Here is an 18,901-nt window from a genome sequence, read left to right as displayed (position 1 = left end):
CTTGTGCAAGTCTGCGACACCGGGGCCGGGGCGATGTTGTCCATGCGCAATTTTTAGCGGAAATCGGGGGCGGGCGGGGGCGATCCGTTAAAATGGCGGCTACCCGGCCGCATGTCAGTCACTTTGCGGCCACACCGCTTTCCCTTTTATATAGAAATAGCATCAACATGACTCAAGACGAATTGAAGCAAGCCGTGGCGCGCGCCGCCATCGATTACGTGGTCAAGCACGAGATCATCGGCGTGGGCACCGGCTCGACCGCCAATTTTTTCATTGACGAGCTCGCCAAGATCAAGGCCGACATCAAGGGCGCCGTGGCGTCGTCCGAGGCCACCGCCGCCCGCCTGCGCGGCCACGGCATCGCGGTCTTCGACCTCAACGACGTGCCGGAGATCGCCGTCTACATCGACGGCGCCGACGAGATCACCCACACGGGCGCGATGATCAAGGGCGGCGGCGCGGCGCTCACGCGCGAAAAAATCGTCGCCTCGGTGGCGAAAAGCTTTGTCTGCATCGCCGACGGCTCCAAGCTGGTCGACGTGATGGGCAAGTTCCCGTTGCCGGTCGAGGTGCTGCCGATGGCGCGCGCGTCGGTCACGCGCGAGCTGGCCAAGCTGGGCGGCGAGCCGAAGCTGCGCCTGAAGCCGGGCACGGACGAGGCTTTCATCACCGACAACGGCGGCATGCTGATCGACGTGGCCGGCCTGGCCATCGCCGATCCGACGGCGCTGGAAGCGCAGATCAACCAGATCGTCGGCGTGATCGCGGTGGGCCTGTTCGCCGCGCGCGGCGCCAACGTGTGCCTGCTGGGCACGGCCGAAGGCGTCAATACGCTGACGTTTTAAACACAAACCCCCGGCCGGGCCGGGGGTTTTGTGCTGCTAGCCGTACTACTTGCTACGCTTACTCGGCCGGCGGCACGTAGCCCATGGCCGCGTCGGCGCCGTCGCCGAAGAAGTGCTTTTCCATCTGCTGCGCCAGGTACTTGCGCGCGCGCTGGTCGGCCAGGTTCAGGCGGTTTTCGTTGACCAGCATGGTCTGGTGCTTGAGCCAGGCGGCCCAGGCTTCCTTGGAGACCGATTCGTAGATCTTCTTACCCAGTTCGCCCGGATACGGCGGGAAGTCCAGTCCTTCGGCTTCCTTGTTGAGTTTGACGCATTGCACGGTGCGGGCCATCTGTGTTGCTCCTAAAACGGTTCGATAAACCGTGATTATAAAGATTTAATCAGGACCTGGGATTTGCGCTGCCAGTTATACATGCGTTGCCGGTCCTTCGGCAGCGAATCGACCGTGGTCGGCACGAAGCCGCGCTTCTGGAACCAGTGCGACGTGCGCGTGGTGAGCACGAACAGTTTGGTCACGCCGATGGCGCGCGCGCGGTTCTCCATGTGCTTCAAGATGCGCTCGCCGTCGCCCTGGGCCTGGACCTCGGGGTTGACGGTCAGGCATGCCATTTCGGCCATTTTCTGTTCCGGGAACGGGTACAGCGCCGCGCAGCCGAAGATCACGCCATCGTGTTCGATGACGGAAAAATAATCGATCTCGCGCTCGATCAACTCGCGCCCGCGCTTGACCAGGGTGCCGTCGGCCTCGAGCGGCTCGATCAGCTTGATGATGCCGCCGACGTCCTCGATGGTGGCCTTGCGCAGCGATTCGAGGTTCTCGTGCGAGATCATGGTGCCCACGCCGTCGTGGGTGAACAGCTCGAGCAGGGCCGAGCCGTCCATCGCGAACGGCACGATGTGCGAGCGTTCGACGCCGTTGTCGCAGGCCTTGATGCAGTGTTTCAGGTAGAACGCGGTCGAATCGGGCAGGAAGCCGGCCTGCAGCACCGCCTCGGCCTGGTGCGACGACAGCTCGCGGATCTCGGTGCCGGCCGCGTCGACCATCATGTCGGTCTCGGTGATGAACACCAGTTTGTCGGCGTGCAGCGCGATGGCGGCGCTGCAGGCGACGTCCTCCATGGTCAGGTTGAACGCCTCACCGGTGGGCGAGAAGCCCAGCGGCGACAGCAAGACCAGTCCGTCCGAACCGAGGATCGAGTGGATCGTCTCGGCGTCGACCTTGCGGGTGACGCCGGTCAGTTCCAGGTCGACGCCGTCGATGACGCCGAGCGGGCGGGCCGTGATGAAGTTGCCGGAAATGATACGGATGGCCGCGTTCGACATCGGCGTGTTCGGCAAGCCCTGGCTGAAGGCGGCCTCGATGTCGAGGCGCAGTTCGCCGGCGGCCTCCTTGGCGCACTCCATGGCGGCCGTGTCGGTGATGCGCACGCCGTTGTGGAAGCGGCCCTCGACGTTACGCAGGGCCAGCTGCTCGGCCACCTGCGGACGCGAGCCGTAGACCACGGTGACGTTGATGTCGAGCGCGTGCAGCAGCGACAAGTCGTGGGCCAACACCTGCAGCGCGCCGGCGCTGACCAGTTCACCGGGGAAGGCGACCACGAAGGTCTTGCCGCGGAAGGCGTGGATGTAGGGCGCGACGGAACGCAGCCATTGGACGAATTGGGTAGGGTTTTCCATTAGCCGCATTATAATTCGGTGCGCGAGTTCCGCGCTCCAATCTTGTAAAAAACAATGTCAGAAGCCAGCAATAAACCGAAAACCGCCTCCAATAGCACGCCTGGCCAGCCCCGCAGACCGCAAAACGCCCCGACCGGCGCCCCGTCCCGCACCCCGCAAGCGCCCGGCGCCCGGCAAGGGCAGGGAGGGCCACGTCCGCAGGGAGAGGCGCGCCAGGGCGGCCAGCCGGGCCAGGGCGCGCGCGCGCCGCGCCCCGACGGAGCCGCGGGCGGTGCCGGCCAGCAGCCGGTCCGCGCGCCGCGCCCGGACGGCGAGGGTGGCTCGCGCGCCCAGCCCCGCCGCGAGCCCCGTCCGCGTCTGACACCCGAGGAGCAAGCCGCCCGCGCCGCCGAACGCGCCTTCCGCAACCCGCTGCCGCCGATAACCTTCCCGGAAGACCTGCCGGTCTCCGGGCGCCGCCACGAAATCGCCGAGGCGCTGCAAAAGCACCAGGTGATCATCGTCTCCGGCGAAACCGGTTCCGGCAAGACCACCCAGTTGCCGAAGATCTGCCTGGAGCTGGGACGCGGCCAGAAGGCCCTGATCGGCCACACGCAGCCGCGCCGCATCGCCGCCTCGTCCACCGCCAAGCGCATCGCCCAGGAACTGGGCACGCCGCTGGGCGAGACGGTCGGCTTCAAGGTGCGCTTCGCCGACACCCTGATGAAGGGCGCCTCGGTCAAGCTGATGACCGACGGTATCCTGCTGGCCGAGACCCAGACCGACCCGCTGCTGAAGAACTACGACACCATCATCATCGACGAGGCCCACGAGCGCAGTCTGAACATCGACTTCCTGCTCGGCTACCTGAAGCAGCTGCTGCCGCGCCGCCCCGACCTGAAGGTGATCATCACCTCGGCGACCATCGACGCCGAGCGCTTCTCGCGCCACTTCGGCACGCCGGACATGCCGGCGCCGGTGATCGAGGTCTCCGGCCGCCTGTACAAGGTCGAGGTGCGCTACCGCCCGATCGAGAGCGACGTCCAGAATCCGGCGGTGGCCAACGCCGAGGGCAAGGGCCAGCGCACCGCCGCCGCCCGCGAAAAGCGCGACCTGATGGACGCGGTGGTCGACGGTGTCGATGAGCTGTGCCGCCTCGGCTCCGGCGACGTGCTGGTGTTCCTGCCCGGCGAGCGCGAAATCCGCGACGCCGCCGAGGCGCTGCGCAAGCACCACCCGCCGCACGTGGAAATCCTGCCGCTGTTCGCCCGCCTGTCTGCCGAGGAGCAGGAGCGCGTCTTCAAGCTGACCAACGCGCGCCGCATCGTGCTGGCCACCAACGTCGCCGAAACCTCGCTGACGGTGCCCGGCATCCGCTACGTGGTCGACGCCGGCCTGGCGCGGGTGAAGCGCTACAGCTACCGCAACAAGGTCGAACAGCTGCAGATCGAGCCGATCGCGCAATCGGCCGCCAACCAGCGCGCCGGCCGTTGCGGCCGCGTCGCCGACGGCGTCTGCATCCGCCTGTACGAGGAACAGGACTTCCTGCAGCGGCCGAAATTCACGGAGCCGGAGATCCTGCGTTCGTCGCTGGCCGCCGTCATCCTGCGCATGAAGTCCCTGCACCTGACCGATGTCGAGACCTTCCCGTTCATCGAACCGCCGCTGGCGCGCGCCATCGCCGACGGCTACCAACTGCTGCAGGAGCTGGGCGCGGTCGACGAATACAACCAGCTCACGGCGCTGGGCAACAAGCTGGCCAAGCTGCCGCTCGACCCGCGCGTGGGCCGCATGATCCTCGCCGCGTTGGACAACGCCAGCCTGAACGAAGTGCTGATCATCGCCTCGGCGCTGTCGGTGCAGGACCCGCGCGACCGCCCGATGGAGCACCAGCAGGCGGCCGACGAGGCGCACAAGAAATTCGCCGACGAGAAGTCGGAATTCATCAGCTATCTGAAGATCTGGCAGTGGTTCGAGAACGCCATCGAGCATAAGAAGACCAACCGCCAGCTGATGGACAACTGCCGCACCAACTTCCTGTCGCAACTGCGCCTGCGCGAGTGGCGCGACGTGCACTCGCAGCTGCTGACCATCGTCAAGGAGCAGGGCTGGCGCATCAACGAGGCGCCGGCCACGTACGAGAACCTGCACCTGGCGCTGTTGACCGGCCTGCTGGGCAACATCGGCTTCAAGAGCGAGGACGAACCGGGCGCCGGCTACCTGGGCGCGCGCGGCATCAAGTTCAATATCTGGCCGGGTTCCTCGCTGCTGAAGAAACCGGGCAAGTGGATCATGGCGGCGGAGCTGGTCGACACCACGCGCCTGTATGCGCGCTGCGTCGCCCGCATCGAGCCGGAATGGCTGGAGAAGGTCGGCGGCCACCTGCTGAAAAAATCGTGGGGCGAGCCGCGCTGGGAAAAACGCGGGGCGCAGGTCAGCGCGTCCGAGCGCGCCACCTTGTACGGCCTGGTGGTGTACAGCCAGCGCCGCATCAACTACGCGCTGCACAATCCGGCCGAGGCGCGCGAGATCTTCATCCGCGACGCGCTGGTCGGCGGCGACTACGACACGCGCGCGCCGTTTTTCGCCCACAACCACAAGTTGATCAAGGAGATCGAGAACCTCGAGCACAAGTCGCGCCGCCTCGACGTGCTGGTCGACGATGAACTGATCGCCGCGTTCTACGACAAGCTGATACCGGCCGACGTGGTCAACGGCGCCGGTTTCGAAAAGTGGCACAAGGACGCCACGGCGGCCGAGCCGAAACTGCTGTACCTGAACCGCGACGAATTGATGCGCCACGAGGCGGCAGGCGTCACCACCGACCTGTTCCCGAAGATGATGTCGGTGACGGGGCTGGAGATGGCGCTGACCTACCACTTCGAACCGGGCAGCGTGCGCGATGGCGTGACGATGGCCGTGCCGCTGTTCGCGCTCAACCAGTTGCCGCGCGAGCGTTGCGAATGGCTGGTGCCGGGCATGTTGAAGGAGAAGGTGCACCTGCTGCTCAAATCCCTGCCGCAAAAGCTGCGCCGCCACTGCGTGCCGCTGCCCGATTACGCGGCCAAGTTCTGCGAGCGGGTGCACGAGGCGGGCACCTTCGGCCGGGGCGACTTGATCGACGCGATCATCGCCGACATCCGGTCGCAGATCACGATCTCGGTGCTGACCACCGACTTCAAGCCGGAGACCTTGCCGGCCCACCATTTCATGAACTTCAAGGTGATCGACGAGCACGGACGCCAACTGGAGATGGGCCGCAACCTGGCCACCTTGCAGGCCGAATTCGGTGCGCAGGCGCGCGAGAGCTTCCAGAAGATGGCCGAGACCTCGGGCACGCAGGGTGTGACGCTGCGGGCGTTGGGCAGCGGCGGCGCGTCGCCGTCCGCCTTGGCGCCACGCGCCGCCGTCGGCAAAGCCGGAGCGGCGCCGGCGGCGGCCAAGGATAACGCTGGCGGCGCCAGGGAAGCGTCCAGCGCCGCCAGCGGCATCACCTTGACGGGCCTGACCAGCTGGACCTTCGGCGAGCTGCCGGAGCTGCTGGAGATCGTCCAGGGCAAGCTGACCCTGATCGGCTTCCCGGCGCTGGTCGACAAGGGCACGCACTGCGACCTGGAGGTCTTCGACGACCCGACGGTGGCGGCGCGCACGCACCGGATCGGCCTGCGCCGGCTGTTCGCGCTGCAGATGAAGGACCAGATCAAGTTCATCGAAAAGGGCATTCCCGGCCTGCAGCAGATGGGCATGCAGTTCATGAGCATGGGCACGCAGGAGGAGCTGCGCGAGCAGATCATCAACAAGGCGCTCGATATCGCCTGCCTGCAAGATCCGTTGCCGCTCGACGCCGCCAGTTTCGCCAAGCGCAAGGACGAGGGCAAGTCGCGCCTGGTGCTGCTGGTGAACGAGATCGCGCGCCTGCTGTCGCAGGTGCTGACCGAGTTCCACGGCCTGCCCAAGCGCCTGCAGGGGCTGCCGGCGGCGGCCGCCGCCGACATGCAGGCGCAGTTGCAGGCGCTGGTCAACAAACGCTTCCTGTCGGACAACGAGTACAGCCAGCTGGCGCATTTCCCGCGCTATCTGAAGGCGATCAACGTACGCATCGAGAAGCTGCGCGGCGACCCCGCGCGCGACGCCAAACTGATGGCCGAATGGCAGTCGGCGGCGGCGTTGTACCAGCGCGCCAACAAGGACAAATCGGCCGGCAAGAACACCGATCCGAAGATGGTCGAGTTCCGCTGGATGCTGGAGGAGTTGCGCGTGTCGCTGTTCGCCCAGGAGCTGCGCACGCCGATGCCGGTGTCGGCCAAGCGCTTGCAGAAAGTGTGGGAGTCGATGTTGCGTTGATGCCGCAATAAGCGAGGTGGCGAACGCAAGCGAATGGGGTTTTCAGGGTAGACTTTATGGCAACAGGAGGTCGACCCGATGAAGAGTGCCGCTGGTTTGCTGCGTAGTCTGGTGCGTACCGGCACACGTCAGAGTAAGTCCGTCAACAAATTGATGACGGCATTGTTCAAGGCCGCCGCCCCGCCCGCGCCCAAGCGCAAGCGCGCGCCGGCGACCAAGGTCGCCAAAGTGGCCAAGCCCAAGGTGGCCAAGGTCGCGACGGTGGCCGTCAAGCCGGTCAAGGTTCCGCCGGCGAGGGCGGCCGCGCCGCGCGCCGCCGCCAAACCCCGTGCCGCCACGCCGCCGCCCGCTCACCACACCCCGCCGGCGCCGGGCAAATGGCTGGCCTCGCACTATGCGATGCCGGCCGGCGTGGGCACGCGCGCCCAGCGCCTCGGTTACTGGCTCTACCTGCCGAATAACATTCCCGCCCAGGCGATCCGCAAGGGCCTGCCGCTGGTGGTGATGCTGCACGGCTGCCAGCAAACCGCCACCCAGTTCGCGCAGGGCACGCGCATGAACCAGTGGGCCGAGCAGATGGGCTACGCCGTGCTGTATCCGCAGCAATCGGTCGGCGCGCACGCGCAGCGTTGCTGGAAATGGTACGACCGCGCCACGCAGGAGGGCGGCGGCGAGGTGCCGATGATCGTCGGCATGGTCAACAAGGTCATGACGGAATACGCGATCGACCGTTCCCGTATCTATATCGCAGGGATCTCGGCGGGGGCGGGCATGGCCAACATCGTCGCCGTCAACCACCCGCGTTTGTTCGCGGCGGTCGGCATGCATTCCGGCCCGGTGTTCGGCGCCGGCCACAGCCAGATAGGCGCGCTGGGCGTCATGCAGCACGGCGGCGGCATGCGCGCGGACATGGCGGTGCGGGAAGTGCTGATGCGCCAGCCGCAGTTCCCCGGCATGCCGATGATCCTGATCCAGGGCGAGGGCGACAGCGTGGTGCGCCCGATCAATCAAGCGCAACTGGTCCGCCAAAGCCAGGCGCTGAACGGCATCGTCGCCGTCGCGCAACCGAAGACCACGCTCAAGTCGCAGGGGCGGGGCGGGCGCCACAACGCCCACCGCATCCACGACTTCTACGACGGCAGAAAGTTACTATTGCGCGTGGCGCAGATCGAGCATCTGGAACACGCCTGGAGCGGCGGCGACGAAACGCTGGCCTACAACACCAAGACCGGCCCGGACGCCAGCAAGATGATGATGGAATTTTTCAACCGCCACCAGCGCGCCTAAACCCCACCGGGGTCAGTGCCGACATTCTAAACCCCACCGGGGTCAGTGCCGACATTCGGACACGAGCACAACAGCAATGCGGTTCAGTTCGTGTCCGAATGTCTGACCCCGCTTTGGGGGCTAAAACAACAGCGCAATGTTGATGTGGGTTCATATTCGTTATTATATTGAAATAATAGTTTCTCGTTGGTACAATGATTGTGTGCTCGCATTCGCGGTCACATTGTCATGTTGATAAAAATTAAAGGGTGCCAATGTTTATCCGTAAATTCGCCGCCGCGGCCGCCATGCTTGCCGCCAGTCTGTCCTCCCACGCCGCCGTCACCATCTTCTCGGACAATTTCGACGCCGATAAGACCACCAACAACGCCACCCAGTTCGTCCACGGCTGGACCGTCAGCGACGGCACCGTCGATGTCGACGGCACCGGCTTCGTCCACAACGAGATGCCGGGCAACGGCCACTACGTCGACCTGGACGGCTCGACCAAGCGCGCTGGCGTGTTGAGCAACAGCTTCACCGCCGGCGCCGGCGGCATCTATACGTTGAGCTTTGATCTCGCCGGCAACCAGCGCAATTGGGGTTCGGACACGGTCGAGGTCATTTTCGGCACCACGCGCCAGACCTATGTGATCGGTGCGTCCGATCCGATCACGACCCGCAAACTGACCTTCGCGCCGACCACCTCCGGTGTCTACGGCCTGAGCTTCCACAATCTCGGCGGCGACAACCGCGGCGCCTTCCTGCACCAGGTGACGGTCTCCGCCGTTCCGGAGGCCGATACCTATGCCATGCTGCTGGCCGGCTTGGCGTGCGTGGGCCTGGTGGCCCGCCGCCGCCAGCGCCGCGACGCGCCGTTCTGACCGGTCTAGTCGATCTGTTTTAGCATCTCCAGCACGGCCGCCGTCACGACGGCCGGCTGCTCGCTTTGTATGTTGTGCCCCGCCCCCGGCACCACGCGTTGCGTACCCTTGGTCGACAGCGCGGCGAGCTCCTTGTGCATCTTTTCGTTCTCGTCCTCCATCGCCTTGTTGATGGCGCTTTGCGGTTTGCCGGGGATGGCGTACGGGCTCACGCCGCGCGTGAGCACCAGCAGCGGCAGGTCGCCGAAGGGCTTGCGCAACGCGCGCAACTGATCGTCGCTGGCGCCGAAGCCCTGGTATTCGCCCACCACCGTGCTCCAGTACGACTTCTTCTTCATCGCCGCCAGCACCTGCGGGCCCAGCACCGGGCCGTAGAAGCCGGCCGGATCGCCGATGCAGTCGGCCATCGCCTTGCCGCCCGGCTTGAAGCCTTTGCCCGCCTCGCGCAGGCACTCGGCGTTACGTCCGGCCACCATCGCGTAGACCTTGTCGATCATGCCGCCCGAGGCCTGGTTGGTGCGCGCGGTTTCGTCCTCGGTCTGCGGCTCGACCAATACCATGCCCTTGACCTCGCCCGGATAGCGGTAGGCGAAGACCTGCGCGTTGGCGCCGCCGATCGAGTTGCCCACCAGTAGATACGGTGGCTTGACGCCGGCGGCGGCCAGGCCCTTGTGCAGGTCCTCGGCCACGTTTTGCGACGTGTTGGGGCGCTTGGCCGGGTCGCTGAAGCCGTAGCCGGCGCGGTCGTACACGCAGGCGCGCGTGTGCCTGGCCACCTCGGGTTGGACCCTGAACCAGGCCCATCCGGCATCGGCCGCCGGACCGTCGAACAGCACGGTGGTCTTGCCGCTGCCGCTGCAGTGCAAATTGAGCTTGCGCCCGCCGATGTCGACGCGCAGCTGCGGTTTGGCGAAGGCGCCGTCGGTCGCCCGCGCCTCGGCCGCATGGACGAACGACGGCAGGCAGACGGCAGCGCCCAGCAGCAGGCCGACCCATGGTGTTGTTTTCATCATCGATGCCATCCCTAACAGTTGGCGGGCGGCAAGGTTGCGCCCTGGAAGTTAGATATTAGAATCATTTTAACGATCGGGCATCATTTTTTGACAAGTACCGCCAGGCGGCACCGTCCGGCCTACAGCAGCAGGAACGCGGCCGCCGCGACGATGGTCGGGCCCAGCGCGCCGAGCAGCAGGCCGACGGCGCCGATCGATTCGTCGTTGAAGCCGCGCCGCAGCAGCGACGCGCCGGCCGGATTGGGCGCGTTGGCGATCACCGTCAGGCCGCCGCCGGCCACCGCGCCGGCCATCAGCATGTATTGCGACTGCTCGGAGATGCCCACGATCAGCGAGCCGAGGTAGGTCAGCGCGGCGTTGTCGGTGATCGCCGTCAACCCCAGCGCGCCGAAGAACAAGGCCAGCGGCGACAGGCTCTCGACGATGGGCTGCAACCACCATTGCTGCATGCCGCCGAGCACCACCAGGCCGGCCAGGAAAAAGCCCACCAGCAAGCCTTCCTTGATGATCAGCGGGCTCTGGTGGCGCGGGTAGGCCGACGTGAAGCCGAGGAACAGCATGAACAGGCCGAGGAACAGCACCGGATGGTGGCCGAGCAGGACCACGCCGGCCAGGAAGGCCAGATGGATCAGGGTGACCGGCCATGGCACCGGCAGCGGTGTATCGGCCGCGTCCGCGTCCGCGCCCGGCGCGGCGGCGGCCAGTGCGCGCAGGTGCGGGCGCAGCAGGACGCCGACGACGGTGGCGTTGAACGCGACGGCGAGCGCCGCCTTCCAGCCGAAGTGGCTCGCCATGTAGGCGCTGTCCCATTGCCAGGTGGAGGCGACCATCAATACCGGCGGCGCGGCGTAGGCGGTGAGCGTGCCGCCGATCGAGACGTTGACGAACAGCACGCCGAGCGCGCCGTACTTGAGCCATTCCGGCATGCCCTGGCGGAAGATCAGCGGCGCCAGCATCAGCGCCGCCAGGGTCATCGCGGCCGGCTCGGTGATGAACGAGCCGGTCAGCGGCACCAGCGCCAGGCCGAACCAGGCCAGCGCCAGGTCGGTCGACACCGGCAGCAGCCTGGCCAGGGTGCGCAACACGCGCCGGACGACGTCGAGCACCGGGCGCGACGCGGCCACCACCATCACGGTGAAGACGAACAGCGGCTCGGTGTAGTGGCGCGTTTCGGCGTAGGCGACGGCTGCGTCGGGGCCGTCGAGCAAGGCCATCGCGGCGATCAGGATGAAGGCCCAGAAGCCGAACACGACCTCGACCTCGCCCAGCAGGTGGAACAGGCCGGCGTGGCGCGGATGGCGGCGCGCGAGCACGTCGAAGGATTTGGCGGTGAAGGTGTGGAGCAGGGCGAGGCCGAAAATGACCGCGCCGACCAGTTGTATTGTGTGCAAAATATTGTCCTGGTGATGTTTCCTTGGTGTCATGTTACAGCATGCCGCGCGCCAAACAAATTCGGCCTTGCCAAAACGGGGGTGAAATAGTACTGTGTATTTATACAGTATTTGCGCTACAATGCGCCGGTGACCTCATGAATCCTTTCGCAACCACCACGGCCCTGGCCGCGCCCGAAACCGTCCATCCCTCGCTATGGCGGGCGTCGCAACTGGCGCACAGCGCCACGCGCTGCGTCGATACCGGCTTCGCCGCGCTGTCGGCGCAGTTGCCCGGCGGTGGCTGGCCGCTGGGCACCTTGATCGACTTGCTGCTGCAGCAGCACGGCATCGGCGAGTTGCGCTTGTTGCGTCCGGCGCTGGCCGCGCTGGGCAAGCGCCCCATCGTGCTGTTGCAGCCGCCGCACGCGCCGCAGGCGCTGGCCTTGGCCGCGCTGGGGATCGAGCCGTCGCAATTGATCTGGATACGCGCCGGGGCCGGCGGCAAAAGCGGCGGCGACGCCCTGTGGGCGGCCGAGCAGGTGTTGCGCAGCGGCTGTTGCGGCGCGCTGCTGCTGTGGCAGAACCACGCGCGCGGCGAAACCTTGCGCCGGCTGCACCTGGCCGCGCAAAGCGCGGACACCCTGTTTTGCATGTTGCGCCCGCTGGCGGCGGCGCAGGACGCCTCGCCGGCGCCGCTGCGCCTGTCGCTGACGGCGGCGCCCGGCGGCGTCGACATCGGTTTCGTCAAGCGGCGCGGGCCGCGGCGCGACGCCCCCTTGTTCCTCCCCTTGACCCCTTCTTTGCTACAACGCCATGCGCCTCTGGATCGCCCTACACCTGCCCCGGCTGCCGCTCGAAGTGTTTTGCCCGCGCTGGTCTGACGACAACTGCACCGTCGTGCTCGAGCAGGAGCGGGTGGCGGCGATGTCGGCGGCGGCGCGCGCGGCCGGCGTCGAGTCGGGCATGCGGCGCGGCGGCGCGCTGATGCTGGCGCCGCACGCGCGCTTCCAGCAGCGCGCGCCCCGGCGCGAGGCCGAGGCGCTAGACGCGGTGGCGATGGCGCTGCTGCAATTCACGCCGCAACTGGCGCCGGCCGAGGAGGCGACCCTGCTGCTCGACGTGGGGGGCAGCCTGCGCCTGTTCGGCGGCATCCGCTCGTTGTGCCGGCAAATCGCCGCCAGCCTGCGCGCGCTCGGTTTCACCGCCACGCTCGCCTGCGCGCCGACCGCGCGCGGCGCCTGGCTGCTGGCGCGCGCCGACGCCGGGCGGGCGCTGACGGTGGCGTCGATGGCGCGACGCCTGGCGCGTCTGCCGGTGGACCTGCTGCCGCCGGCGCGGCCCTACCTGGGCTGGTTGGAGGGCATCGGCTGCCTGACCGTGGGCGCGGCGCGCGCGCTGCCGCGTCCGGGCCTGCAGCGGCGCTGCGGACGCGCCTTGCTCGACATGCTCGACGACGCCCACGGCGAGCGGCCCGAAATGCACCAGTGGCTGGCGGCGCCGGCCGGCTTCCGCGCCAAATTGGAGTTGTTCGACCGCGTCGAGAACGCCGAGGCGCTGCTGTTCGGCGCGCACCGGCTGCTGCTGCAGCTGACCGGGTGGCTCAGCGCCCACCAGTTCGCCGTCGAGCGCATCGTCTTGTTGATGGAGCACGAGCGCGGCCGGGTGGCGCGGCCGCCGACCGCGATCGAGGTGGTGCTGGCCGAGCCGACGTGGCGCGACGAGCATCTGGTGCGCCTGCTCAAGGAGCGCCTGGCCAAGCAGACGCTGGAGGCGCCGGTGATCGGCCTGTGCCTGGAGGCGCCGCGGGTGCGGCCGATGGCGCCGCCGAGCGAATCGCTGTTCCCCGAGCCGGGCGGCAGCAAGGAGGACTGGCAGCGCCTGCTGGAGTTGCTGACCGCGCGGCTGGGGCCGGAGAACGTGCTGCGGGCGGCGCCGCGCGCCGATTATCGGCCCGAGCACGCCAACGCCTGGGTCGGCGCGCACGAAAAAATACGGCCGGCCGATGTCCGCGCGCAACTGCCGCCGGACATGCCCGGGTTGCCGCGCCCGGCGTGGCTGCTGGCCAAGCCGATCGCCCTGCTGATGCGCGACCACCGGCCGTTCTACGGGTCGCCGTTGAAGATCGTGTCGACCGGCGAGCGCATAGAGGCGGGCTGGTGGGGCGAGATGCAGACGCGCGATTACTTCATGGCCGAGGGGCAGGACCACGCGCATTACTGGCTGTACCGGGAGCGCGGCGGCAGCGACGCCGAGGCCGTCACGCGCTGGTATTTGCATGGTTTGTTCGGGTGAGACAACATGTTGAATGCTGAAAATCGCGGAGGCGCGTAGGGCGGATTAGCGGGCCTCGCCCGCTAATCCGCCCTACGTGTTTCAATGGTCTTTCATGTATTCTTGGGGGAACTCATCCAGGGAGCCCACATGCGATCACAACGACAGGAATTCCCCGGCGCCGACGGCGCCAGGCTGGCCGCGCGCCTCGACGCGCCCGATGGCGACAATGCGGACATCAAAGCTTACGCCTTGTTCGCCCACTGCTTCACGTGCGGCAAGGACGTGTTCGCCGCCAGCCGCATCGCCCAGGCGTTGACCGCCCACGGCATCGCCGTGCTGCGCTTCGACTTCACCGGCCTGGGCGCAAGCGAGGGCGAGTTCGCCAACACCAATTTCTCGTCCAACCTGGCCGACCTGGTGGCCGCCGCCGACTTCCTGCGCGATAACTTCGCGGCGCCGCGCCTGCTGATCGGCCACAGCCTCGGCGGCGCGGCCGTGCTGGCCGCCGCCGACCGGATGCCGGAAGTAAACGCCGTCGTCACCGTGGCCGCGCCCAGCGATCCGTCGCATGTGACCGGCCTGTTCAGCGCGCACCTGGACGCGATCGCGCGCGACGGCGAGGCGCAGGTGCAATTGGCGGGGCGGCCGTTCCGCATCAAGCGGCAATTCGTCGAGGACGCCGGCGAACATAATTTGAAGGGCAAGATCGCGGCGCTGCGGCGCGCGCTGATGGTGATGCACGCGCCGGGCGACGACACGGTGCCGATCAGCAACGCGGTCGATATCTTCACGGCCGCCAAGCATCCGAAAAGTTTCGTCTCGCTCGACAGCGCCGACCACCTGCTGACCCGGCGCGAGGACGCCGTCTACGTGGCCGACCTGATCGCCGTCTGGAGCGGGCGCTACCTCGCTTGATTATTCGTCGCCGAATTCCTCGGCCAGGTCTTTCCAGCCCTTGCCGGCGGCGAAGGTGTTGAATGCGTCGGGCGATTCGAGCACCAGCAGTTTGCTTTCCTGCAGCACCGGGTCGCCGGCCGTCAGCGCCGGGCCCTTGTAGCCGACCGTGCGCAGCTGGGCGACGACGGCGTCGATCAGGGATTTGTCCTTGTGCAGGCCGCTGATCGAGCCGGCGAAATCGACGTAGACGTCGATGGCGCCGTAGCCTTCGTCGAAGATGCGGATCGCCTTGGCGTCGTGGGCGCGGCCGGAGCCGTCGGTGGCCTTGAAGGGGCCGCTCAGTTGGATGTCGGTGTCTTTGTTCATACCGCCAGCATACACCAAACGGCCCGGGGTTTCAGCGCGACACGGTGTTGCGGCCCTTGTGCTTGGCCCGGTACAGCGCCTGGTCGGCCAGCTCGTAGATGGCGCCCTGGCCCAAGGTGGAGTCGGGGTCGATGAACGCCAGCCCCAGGGACAACGTCACGTGGCCGCCGGGCGGGTTGCCCTCGTGCGCGATCATGCGCGCGGCCACGCCGGCGCGGATCTGCTCGGCCAGCGCGGCGCTTTCGTCGGGGCCGCCGCTGGCGAACAGGCAGGCGAATTCGTCGCCGCCGATGCGGAAGCACAGGTCGCCCGGCCGGTTCAGCGAGCGGCGCATGGTGTCGGCCACCGCCTTGAGCACCTGGTCGCCCTGTGGGTGGCCGTAGGTGTCGTTGTACTGCTTGAAGCGGTCGACGTCGATCAAGAGCAGGGTCAACATGCGGCGGTCGCGGTGGGCGCGCTTTTGTTCCTCGGTGAAGCGGATGTTGAAGTAGCGCCGGTTCTTCAGACCGGTCAATTCGTCGGTGACGCTGTCGTATTGCGCCGCCTTGGCCTCGGTGATGTCGGTCGAGACGGCGCAGGTGCCGTAGACCTCGCCGTCGTCGTCGAACAGCGGGAATTTCACCGTCATGTAGGTGTGCAGCGTCTTGTCGCGGTGGTAGACCGATTCCTCCTCGTGCACCGCGCGTCGTTCCAGCGCGGCCCGGCGGTCGTTGCGCCACAGCTGCTCGGCGATGTCGCGGGGGAACAGGGTGAAGATGTTGGCGCCGATGAACTTGTCCGGATCGTAGCCGTCGAGGATGTCGAAATGGCGGTTGGCCATCAGCACCGTGCCTTGCAAATCCTTAGTCGAGATCAGCACCGGCGCGTGGTCGAGCAGGGCCTGGAACACCCGGTCGGAGGCGCGCAGCCGTTCGAGTTCCGGCTGCGGTTGAGCGGGCGGCGGTTCGGTGCTCGAAGCGGCGCTTTGCGGGCGGTCGGTCATGGGCATCCATCGCGAAGGGGGATGCGCCAGTATAACCCGGGATGGCGCCGGAAAAACACGCCGGCGCCATCCCGTGGGCGGCTTACTTCAGCGGCTTGAGGATCGCTTCCAGCCGGTCCGGCGTGCCCGGGATGCGTTCCAGGCGCGGGTACTTCAGGCCGCCGTGGTAGTCGAGCGCGTAGGTCTGGTACAGATTGCCCTTTTTGACCAGCAACTGGATCGGCTGCTTGCCGTCCTTGGCGGCGGTGACGGCCGCGCGCAGCACTTCCGGCTTGTAGGCGCGGCCATCCACGGCCAGCAAGGTCGAGCCGCCGGACATGCCGGCCTTGAAGCCGACGCCTTCCCACATGAACGCCTCGAGCTTGCCTTCGGCGCCCACCGAGAAACCCAGCGAATACTGGAAGTTGGCCGACTTGGCCAGCTCCTCCTGGGCCTTGAGGAACGGGGTTTGCTGCTCGGCGTAGACCAGCTTCCAGCCGGCGCGCGCCAGGCCGTCGAGCGGCGCGCCGGGGCCGTGGCCGTCCACGCGGCTGCGCAGGAACGCCGCCCAGTCGTACGGCTGCACCGCGTTCAACGCCGCCACCAGCTCGTCGAACGTATAGTATTTGGCGACCCGGGCGCCGTCGTCGACGCCGAAGAAGGCGCGCGCGAAATCGTCGAGCGAGCGCTTGCCGCCGGACAGCTCGCGGATGCGGGTGTCGGCGTCGAGCCAGATCAACTGGCCTTCCTGGTAGTAGTCCTCGCCGCGCTGCCAGTTGTTCCACACCTGCGGGCGGCGGGCGTTGACGATCGGATCGTAGGTCGTGTCCTGCACCGCGCGCCATTCGCGGCCCTTGACGTTGTCCAGCCGCGCGGCCGACGCGGCCAGCAGGTCGCGCGTGTTCTCCGGCTTGATCAGCCCCGAGCGCGCGGCCAGCACCGCGCCCCAGTACTGGGTCTGGCCCTCGTAGACCCACAGCAGCGAATTGTCGAGCGGCGTGTTGAAGTTGGGCACGTCCTGGCCGTCGGGGCGGCGGAACTTGCCGTTCCACGAGTGCACGAATTCGTGCGACAGCAGCTCGCGCCGCGCCTCGTACTTGGCCCATTCGGTGAAGTAGCCCAGCTTGACGCCGTTCTCGCTCGACTCGTGGTGCTCGCGGCCGATGCCGCCGAATTCGTCGCTGATGGCGAACAGGAAGTCGTAGTGGCGATAGTGTTTGGAGTCGAACAGTTTATAAGCTTGCTGGATCAGCGCGCGGTGCGGCGCGATCTGTTCCGGCGTCGCCGCCAGCTGCTCGGCGCTGTCGGCCACCATGTTCAGGTGCACCGGCACCTTGGCGCCCGGATCGAGGTCGACGCGGCGGAAATGCCGGCCGGCGAACAGCGGCGAATCGAGCAGGGTTTCCAGGTCGAGCGGCTTGAAGGCGATCTCGTCGCCGTTGCGCGCGGCCGTCTCCAGCGCGCTGCCGAATTGCCAGCCGGGCGGCACGGTCAGGTTCGGCTGCACGGTGATGTTGCGGCTGCGGTAGCCGGCCGGATACAGCGCCAGCGACTGCCACTGCACGCCCAGGATGTCGGCGGTGAAGGTGGTGCGGCCCTGGTTGGCCTCGATCGGCGACAGGTACTGGAATTCCACGTCGACGGCGCTGGCGTCGGCCGGCACGTCGATGGCGAAGGCCCACACATTGAGCGGGTCGCGCTTCCAGTCGAGCGGCTTGCCGTTGGCGCTGGCCTTCAGGCCGGCGAACTGGTTGAGCGCGCCGCTGGGGCCGTGGTTGGCCACCACCCACTGCGGGTAGAGCAAGGTCAGCTTGCCGGGCTTGGCCGGGATGGTCTGGCGCACGCGGAAGATTTGCTGGGCGAAGTTGCTGGCGTCGACCTTGAGCACGATGGTGCCCGGGTAGGGCTGCTCGGAGATCGTTTCTGCCTGGGCGCTGAAGGCGGTGGCCAACAGGACGGCAAGTGCGGCACGGGTAGGGGACATGGGGCGGCGTGAAAAAAGGTTGAAAGGTTGGGCAAGAGAAAGAGTTTAGCACGTGGGCAAGTTGGCAAATGCTCCGGGAATACATGGAGGGGTATGCCCCCACGGTCCCCTGTAGGAAGTCTTCGATTTCGACGTCTCTTTCCTTCTATTTTTCTCTGCTTCTTTCGGCTCGAGAACCGATAGCGACTTAGCAGGTCTAACTAGAGGAAAGCAGAACAAAATAGAAGAGGAAATCGAATGAAATCCACAGTGACCGCGAAGCTGGCGCCTGGCAGGGTGGCCGGCAAACGAAAAAAATCCAAAAATTTTTCAAAAAAGTGGGCCGCTGGGGATGTTGAAGGCGTTTTTCAAGGCCTTGAAAGCCCCGGAAAACGACCTATATCGGACTCAGTGGTCGCCCAGATGGGGGCCACGCTTCCATATCGCTTAACTTGAAAAGGATATTTATCATGCGTACTTTTGACCTCACTCCTCTGTATCGTTCCGCTATCGGTTTTGATCGTCTGGCACAACTGCTGAACGATGCCCAGCGGGGAGATTCCGCACCAAGCTACCCACCGTACAACATCGAGTTGGTCTCCGAAGACAAGTATCGGATCGTGATGGCGCTCGCCGGTTTCGACCGGTCGGAAATCGACATCACCTTCGAACGCGATTCGCTGCAGGTTGTCGGCCGCAAGCAGAAGGACGCCACCGAGCGCACCTATCTGCACCGCGGCATCGCGGCGCGCGACTTCGAGCAGCGCTTCCAGTTGGCCAACCACGTCAAAGTGACCGGCGCGTCCTTCGACAACGGCATGCTCACCATCGAACTGGTGCGCGAGATTCCGGAAGCCCTCAAGCCGCGTAAAATCGTCATCGATGGCAGCGACAACGTCGCGGCTCTGGAGCAACGCCAGGCGGCGTAATCCGGTTGTAGGGTGCGCGCCTTCGGTGGCACGCGAGTAGGACCAACTGGCCGGTTTATCCGGCCAGTTGCACGTCCGTCGCGCCCGCCCCTGATCTTGTCTAAATAATATTGTTTGTAAGAATTTGTAT

16 protein-coding genes are annotated in these 18,901 nt (G+C 66.5%); 9 read left to right on the top strand and 7 right to left on the bottom strand.

Features of this window, described 5'->3' with window-relative positions:
• The first annotated feature begins 167 nt into the window (after window positions 1-167).
• The gene (gene rpiA, locus AC07P1_RS03570; RefSeq protein WP_494694526.1) at window positions 168-845 is read left to right on the top strand and encodes a ribose-5-phosphate isomerase RpiA; all 678 of its coding nucleotides are present in this window, start codon (window positions 168-170) and stop codon (window positions 843-845) included.
• Window positions 846-903: 58 nt separating this feature from the next.
• Here rpiA and AC07P1_RS03565 read toward each other — a convergent pair whose 3' ends face one another.
• Window positions 904-1,176: an oxidative damage protection protein gene (locus AC07P1_RS03565; protein WP_494694525.1), complete on the bottom strand. Its 273-nt coding sequence runs from the start codon at window positions 1,174-1,176 to the stop codon at window positions 904-906.
• Between the two features lie 35 nt (window positions 1,177-1,211).
• Complete coding sequence (argA, locus tag AC07P1_RS03560; protein ID WP_315223018.1) at window positions 1,212-2,522, bottom strand: amino-acid N-acetyltransferase; 1,311 nt, start codon at window positions 2,520-2,522, stop codon at window positions 1,212-1,214.
• A gap of 54 nt (window positions 2,523-2,576) precedes the next feature.
• Here argA and hrpA point away from each other — a divergent pair, with 54 nt between their 5' ends.
• From hrpA to AC07P1_RS03545, 3 genes are all read left to right on the top strand, one after another.
• Complete coding sequence (gene hrpA / locus AC07P1_RS03555) at window positions 2,577-6,845, top strand: ATP-dependent RNA helicase HrpA (RefSeq protein ID WP_494694524.1); 4,269 nt, start codon at window positions 2,577-2,579, stop codon at window positions 6,843-6,845.
• Between the two features lie 78 nt (window positions 6,846-6,923).
• A complete protein-coding gene (locus AC07P1_RS03550) occupies window positions 6,924-8,132 on the top strand; it encodes an extracellular catalytic domain type 1 short-chain-length polyhydroxyalkanoate depolymerase (protein WP_494694523.1) in 1,209 nt (402 codons plus the stop codon).
• 254 nt (window positions 8,133-8,386) lie between these two features.
• Window positions 8,387-8,995 (top strand): carbohydrate binding domain-containing protein, encoded by a 609-nt coding sequence (locus AC07P1_RS03545; RefSeq protein WP_494694522.1) that lies wholly within the window; start codon window positions 8,387-8,389, stop codon window positions 8,993-8,995.
• 5 nt (window positions 8,996-9,000) lie between these two features.
• Here AC07P1_RS03545 and AC07P1_RS03540 read toward each other — a convergent pair whose 3' ends face one another.
• Window positions 9,001-10,005 carry an alpha/beta fold hydrolase gene (locus AC07P1_RS03540; RefSeq protein WP_494694521.1) on the bottom strand — a complete coding sequence of 335 codons (1,005 nt, stop codon included), beginning with the start codon at window positions 10,003-10,005 and terminating at the stop codon, window positions 9,001-9,003.
• 122 nt (window positions 10,006-10,127) lie between these two features.
• The gene (locus AC07P1_RS03535) at window positions 10,128-11,399 is read right to left on the bottom strand and encodes a putative Na+/H+ antiporter (protein WP_494694520.1); all 1,272 of its coding nucleotides are present in this window, start codon (window positions 11,397-11,399) and stop codon (window positions 10,128-10,130) included.
• Between the two features lie 137 nt (window positions 11,400-11,536).
• On the opposite strand from AC07P1_RS03535, the gene imuA reads away from it, so the two are divergent.
• The 3 genes from imuA to AC07P1_RS03520 all read left to right on the top strand — a co-directional run bounded on the left by imuA (window position 11,537) and on the right by AC07P1_RS03520 (window position 14,570).
• A complete protein-coding gene (imuA, locus tag AC07P1_RS03530) occupies window positions 11,537-12,262 on the top strand; it encodes a translesion DNA synthesis-associated protein ImuA (RefSeq protein WP_494694519.1) in 726 nt (241 codons plus the stop codon).
• The gene (locus AC07P1_RS03525) at window positions 12,195-13,673 is read left to right on the top strand and encodes a Y-family DNA polymerase (protein ID WP_494694518.1); all 1,479 of its coding nucleotides are present in this window, start codon (window positions 12,195-12,197) and stop codon (window positions 13,671-13,673) included. The genes imuA and AC07P1_RS03525 overlap by 68 nt, the downstream gene beginning before the upstream one ends.
• A gap of 129 nt (window positions 13,674-13,802) precedes the next feature.
• Complete coding sequence (locus AC07P1_RS03520; RefSeq protein WP_494694517.1) at window positions 13,803-14,570, top strand: alpha/beta hydrolase family protein; 768 nt, start codon at window positions 13,803-13,805, stop codon at window positions 14,568-14,570.
• Here the strand turns inward: AC07P1_RS03520 and AC07P1_RS03515 are convergent, their stop codons facing one another.
• The 3 genes from AC07P1_RS03515 to AC07P1_RS03505 all read right to left on the bottom strand — a co-directional run bounded on the left by AC07P1_RS03515 (window position 14,571) and on the right by AC07P1_RS03505 (window position 17,863).
• Window positions 14,571-14,918 (bottom strand): hypothetical protein, encoded by a 348-nt coding sequence (locus tag AC07P1_RS03515; protein WP_494694516.1) that lies wholly within the window; start codon window positions 14,916-14,918, stop codon window positions 14,571-14,573. It lies immediately after the preceding gene.
• 31 nt (window positions 14,919-14,949) lie between these two features.
• Window positions 14,950-15,900 carry a sensor domain-containing diguanylate cyclase gene (locus tag AC07P1_RS03510; protein WP_494694515.1) on the bottom strand — a complete coding sequence of 317 codons (951 nt, stop codon included), beginning with the start codon at window positions 15,898-15,900 and terminating at the stop codon, window positions 14,950-14,952.
• Window positions 15,901-15,982: 82 nt separating this feature from the next.
• Complete coding sequence (locus AC07P1_RS03505) at window positions 15,983-17,863, bottom strand: M61 family metallopeptidase (protein WP_494694514.1); 1,881 nt, start codon at window positions 17,861-17,863, stop codon at window positions 15,983-15,985.
• 237 nt (window positions 17,864-18,100) lie between these two features.
• Between AC07P1_RS03505 and AC07P1_RS03500 the strand changes: the two genes are divergently transcribed.
• Window positions 18,101-18,298, top strand: a complete 198-nt coding sequence (locus tag AC07P1_RS03500; protein ID WP_494694513.1) for a hypothetical protein — start codon at window positions 18,101-18,103, stop codon at window positions 18,296-18,298.
• A 14-nt stretch (window positions 18,299-18,312) separates the two neighbouring features.
• Complete coding sequence (locus AC07P1_RS03495) at window positions 18,313-18,771, top strand: Hsp20 family protein (RefSeq protein ID WP_090314987.1); 459 nt, start codon at window positions 18,313-18,315, stop codon at window positions 18,769-18,771.
• Window positions 18,772-18,901: the final 130 nt, after the last annotated feature.

Source organism: Duganella sp. GW821-FHT07F09, from assembly GCF_059418705.1.
The sequence above is the reverse complement of the archived record's forward strand: the minus strand, read 5'-3'. Positions and strand labels throughout refer to the sequence as shown.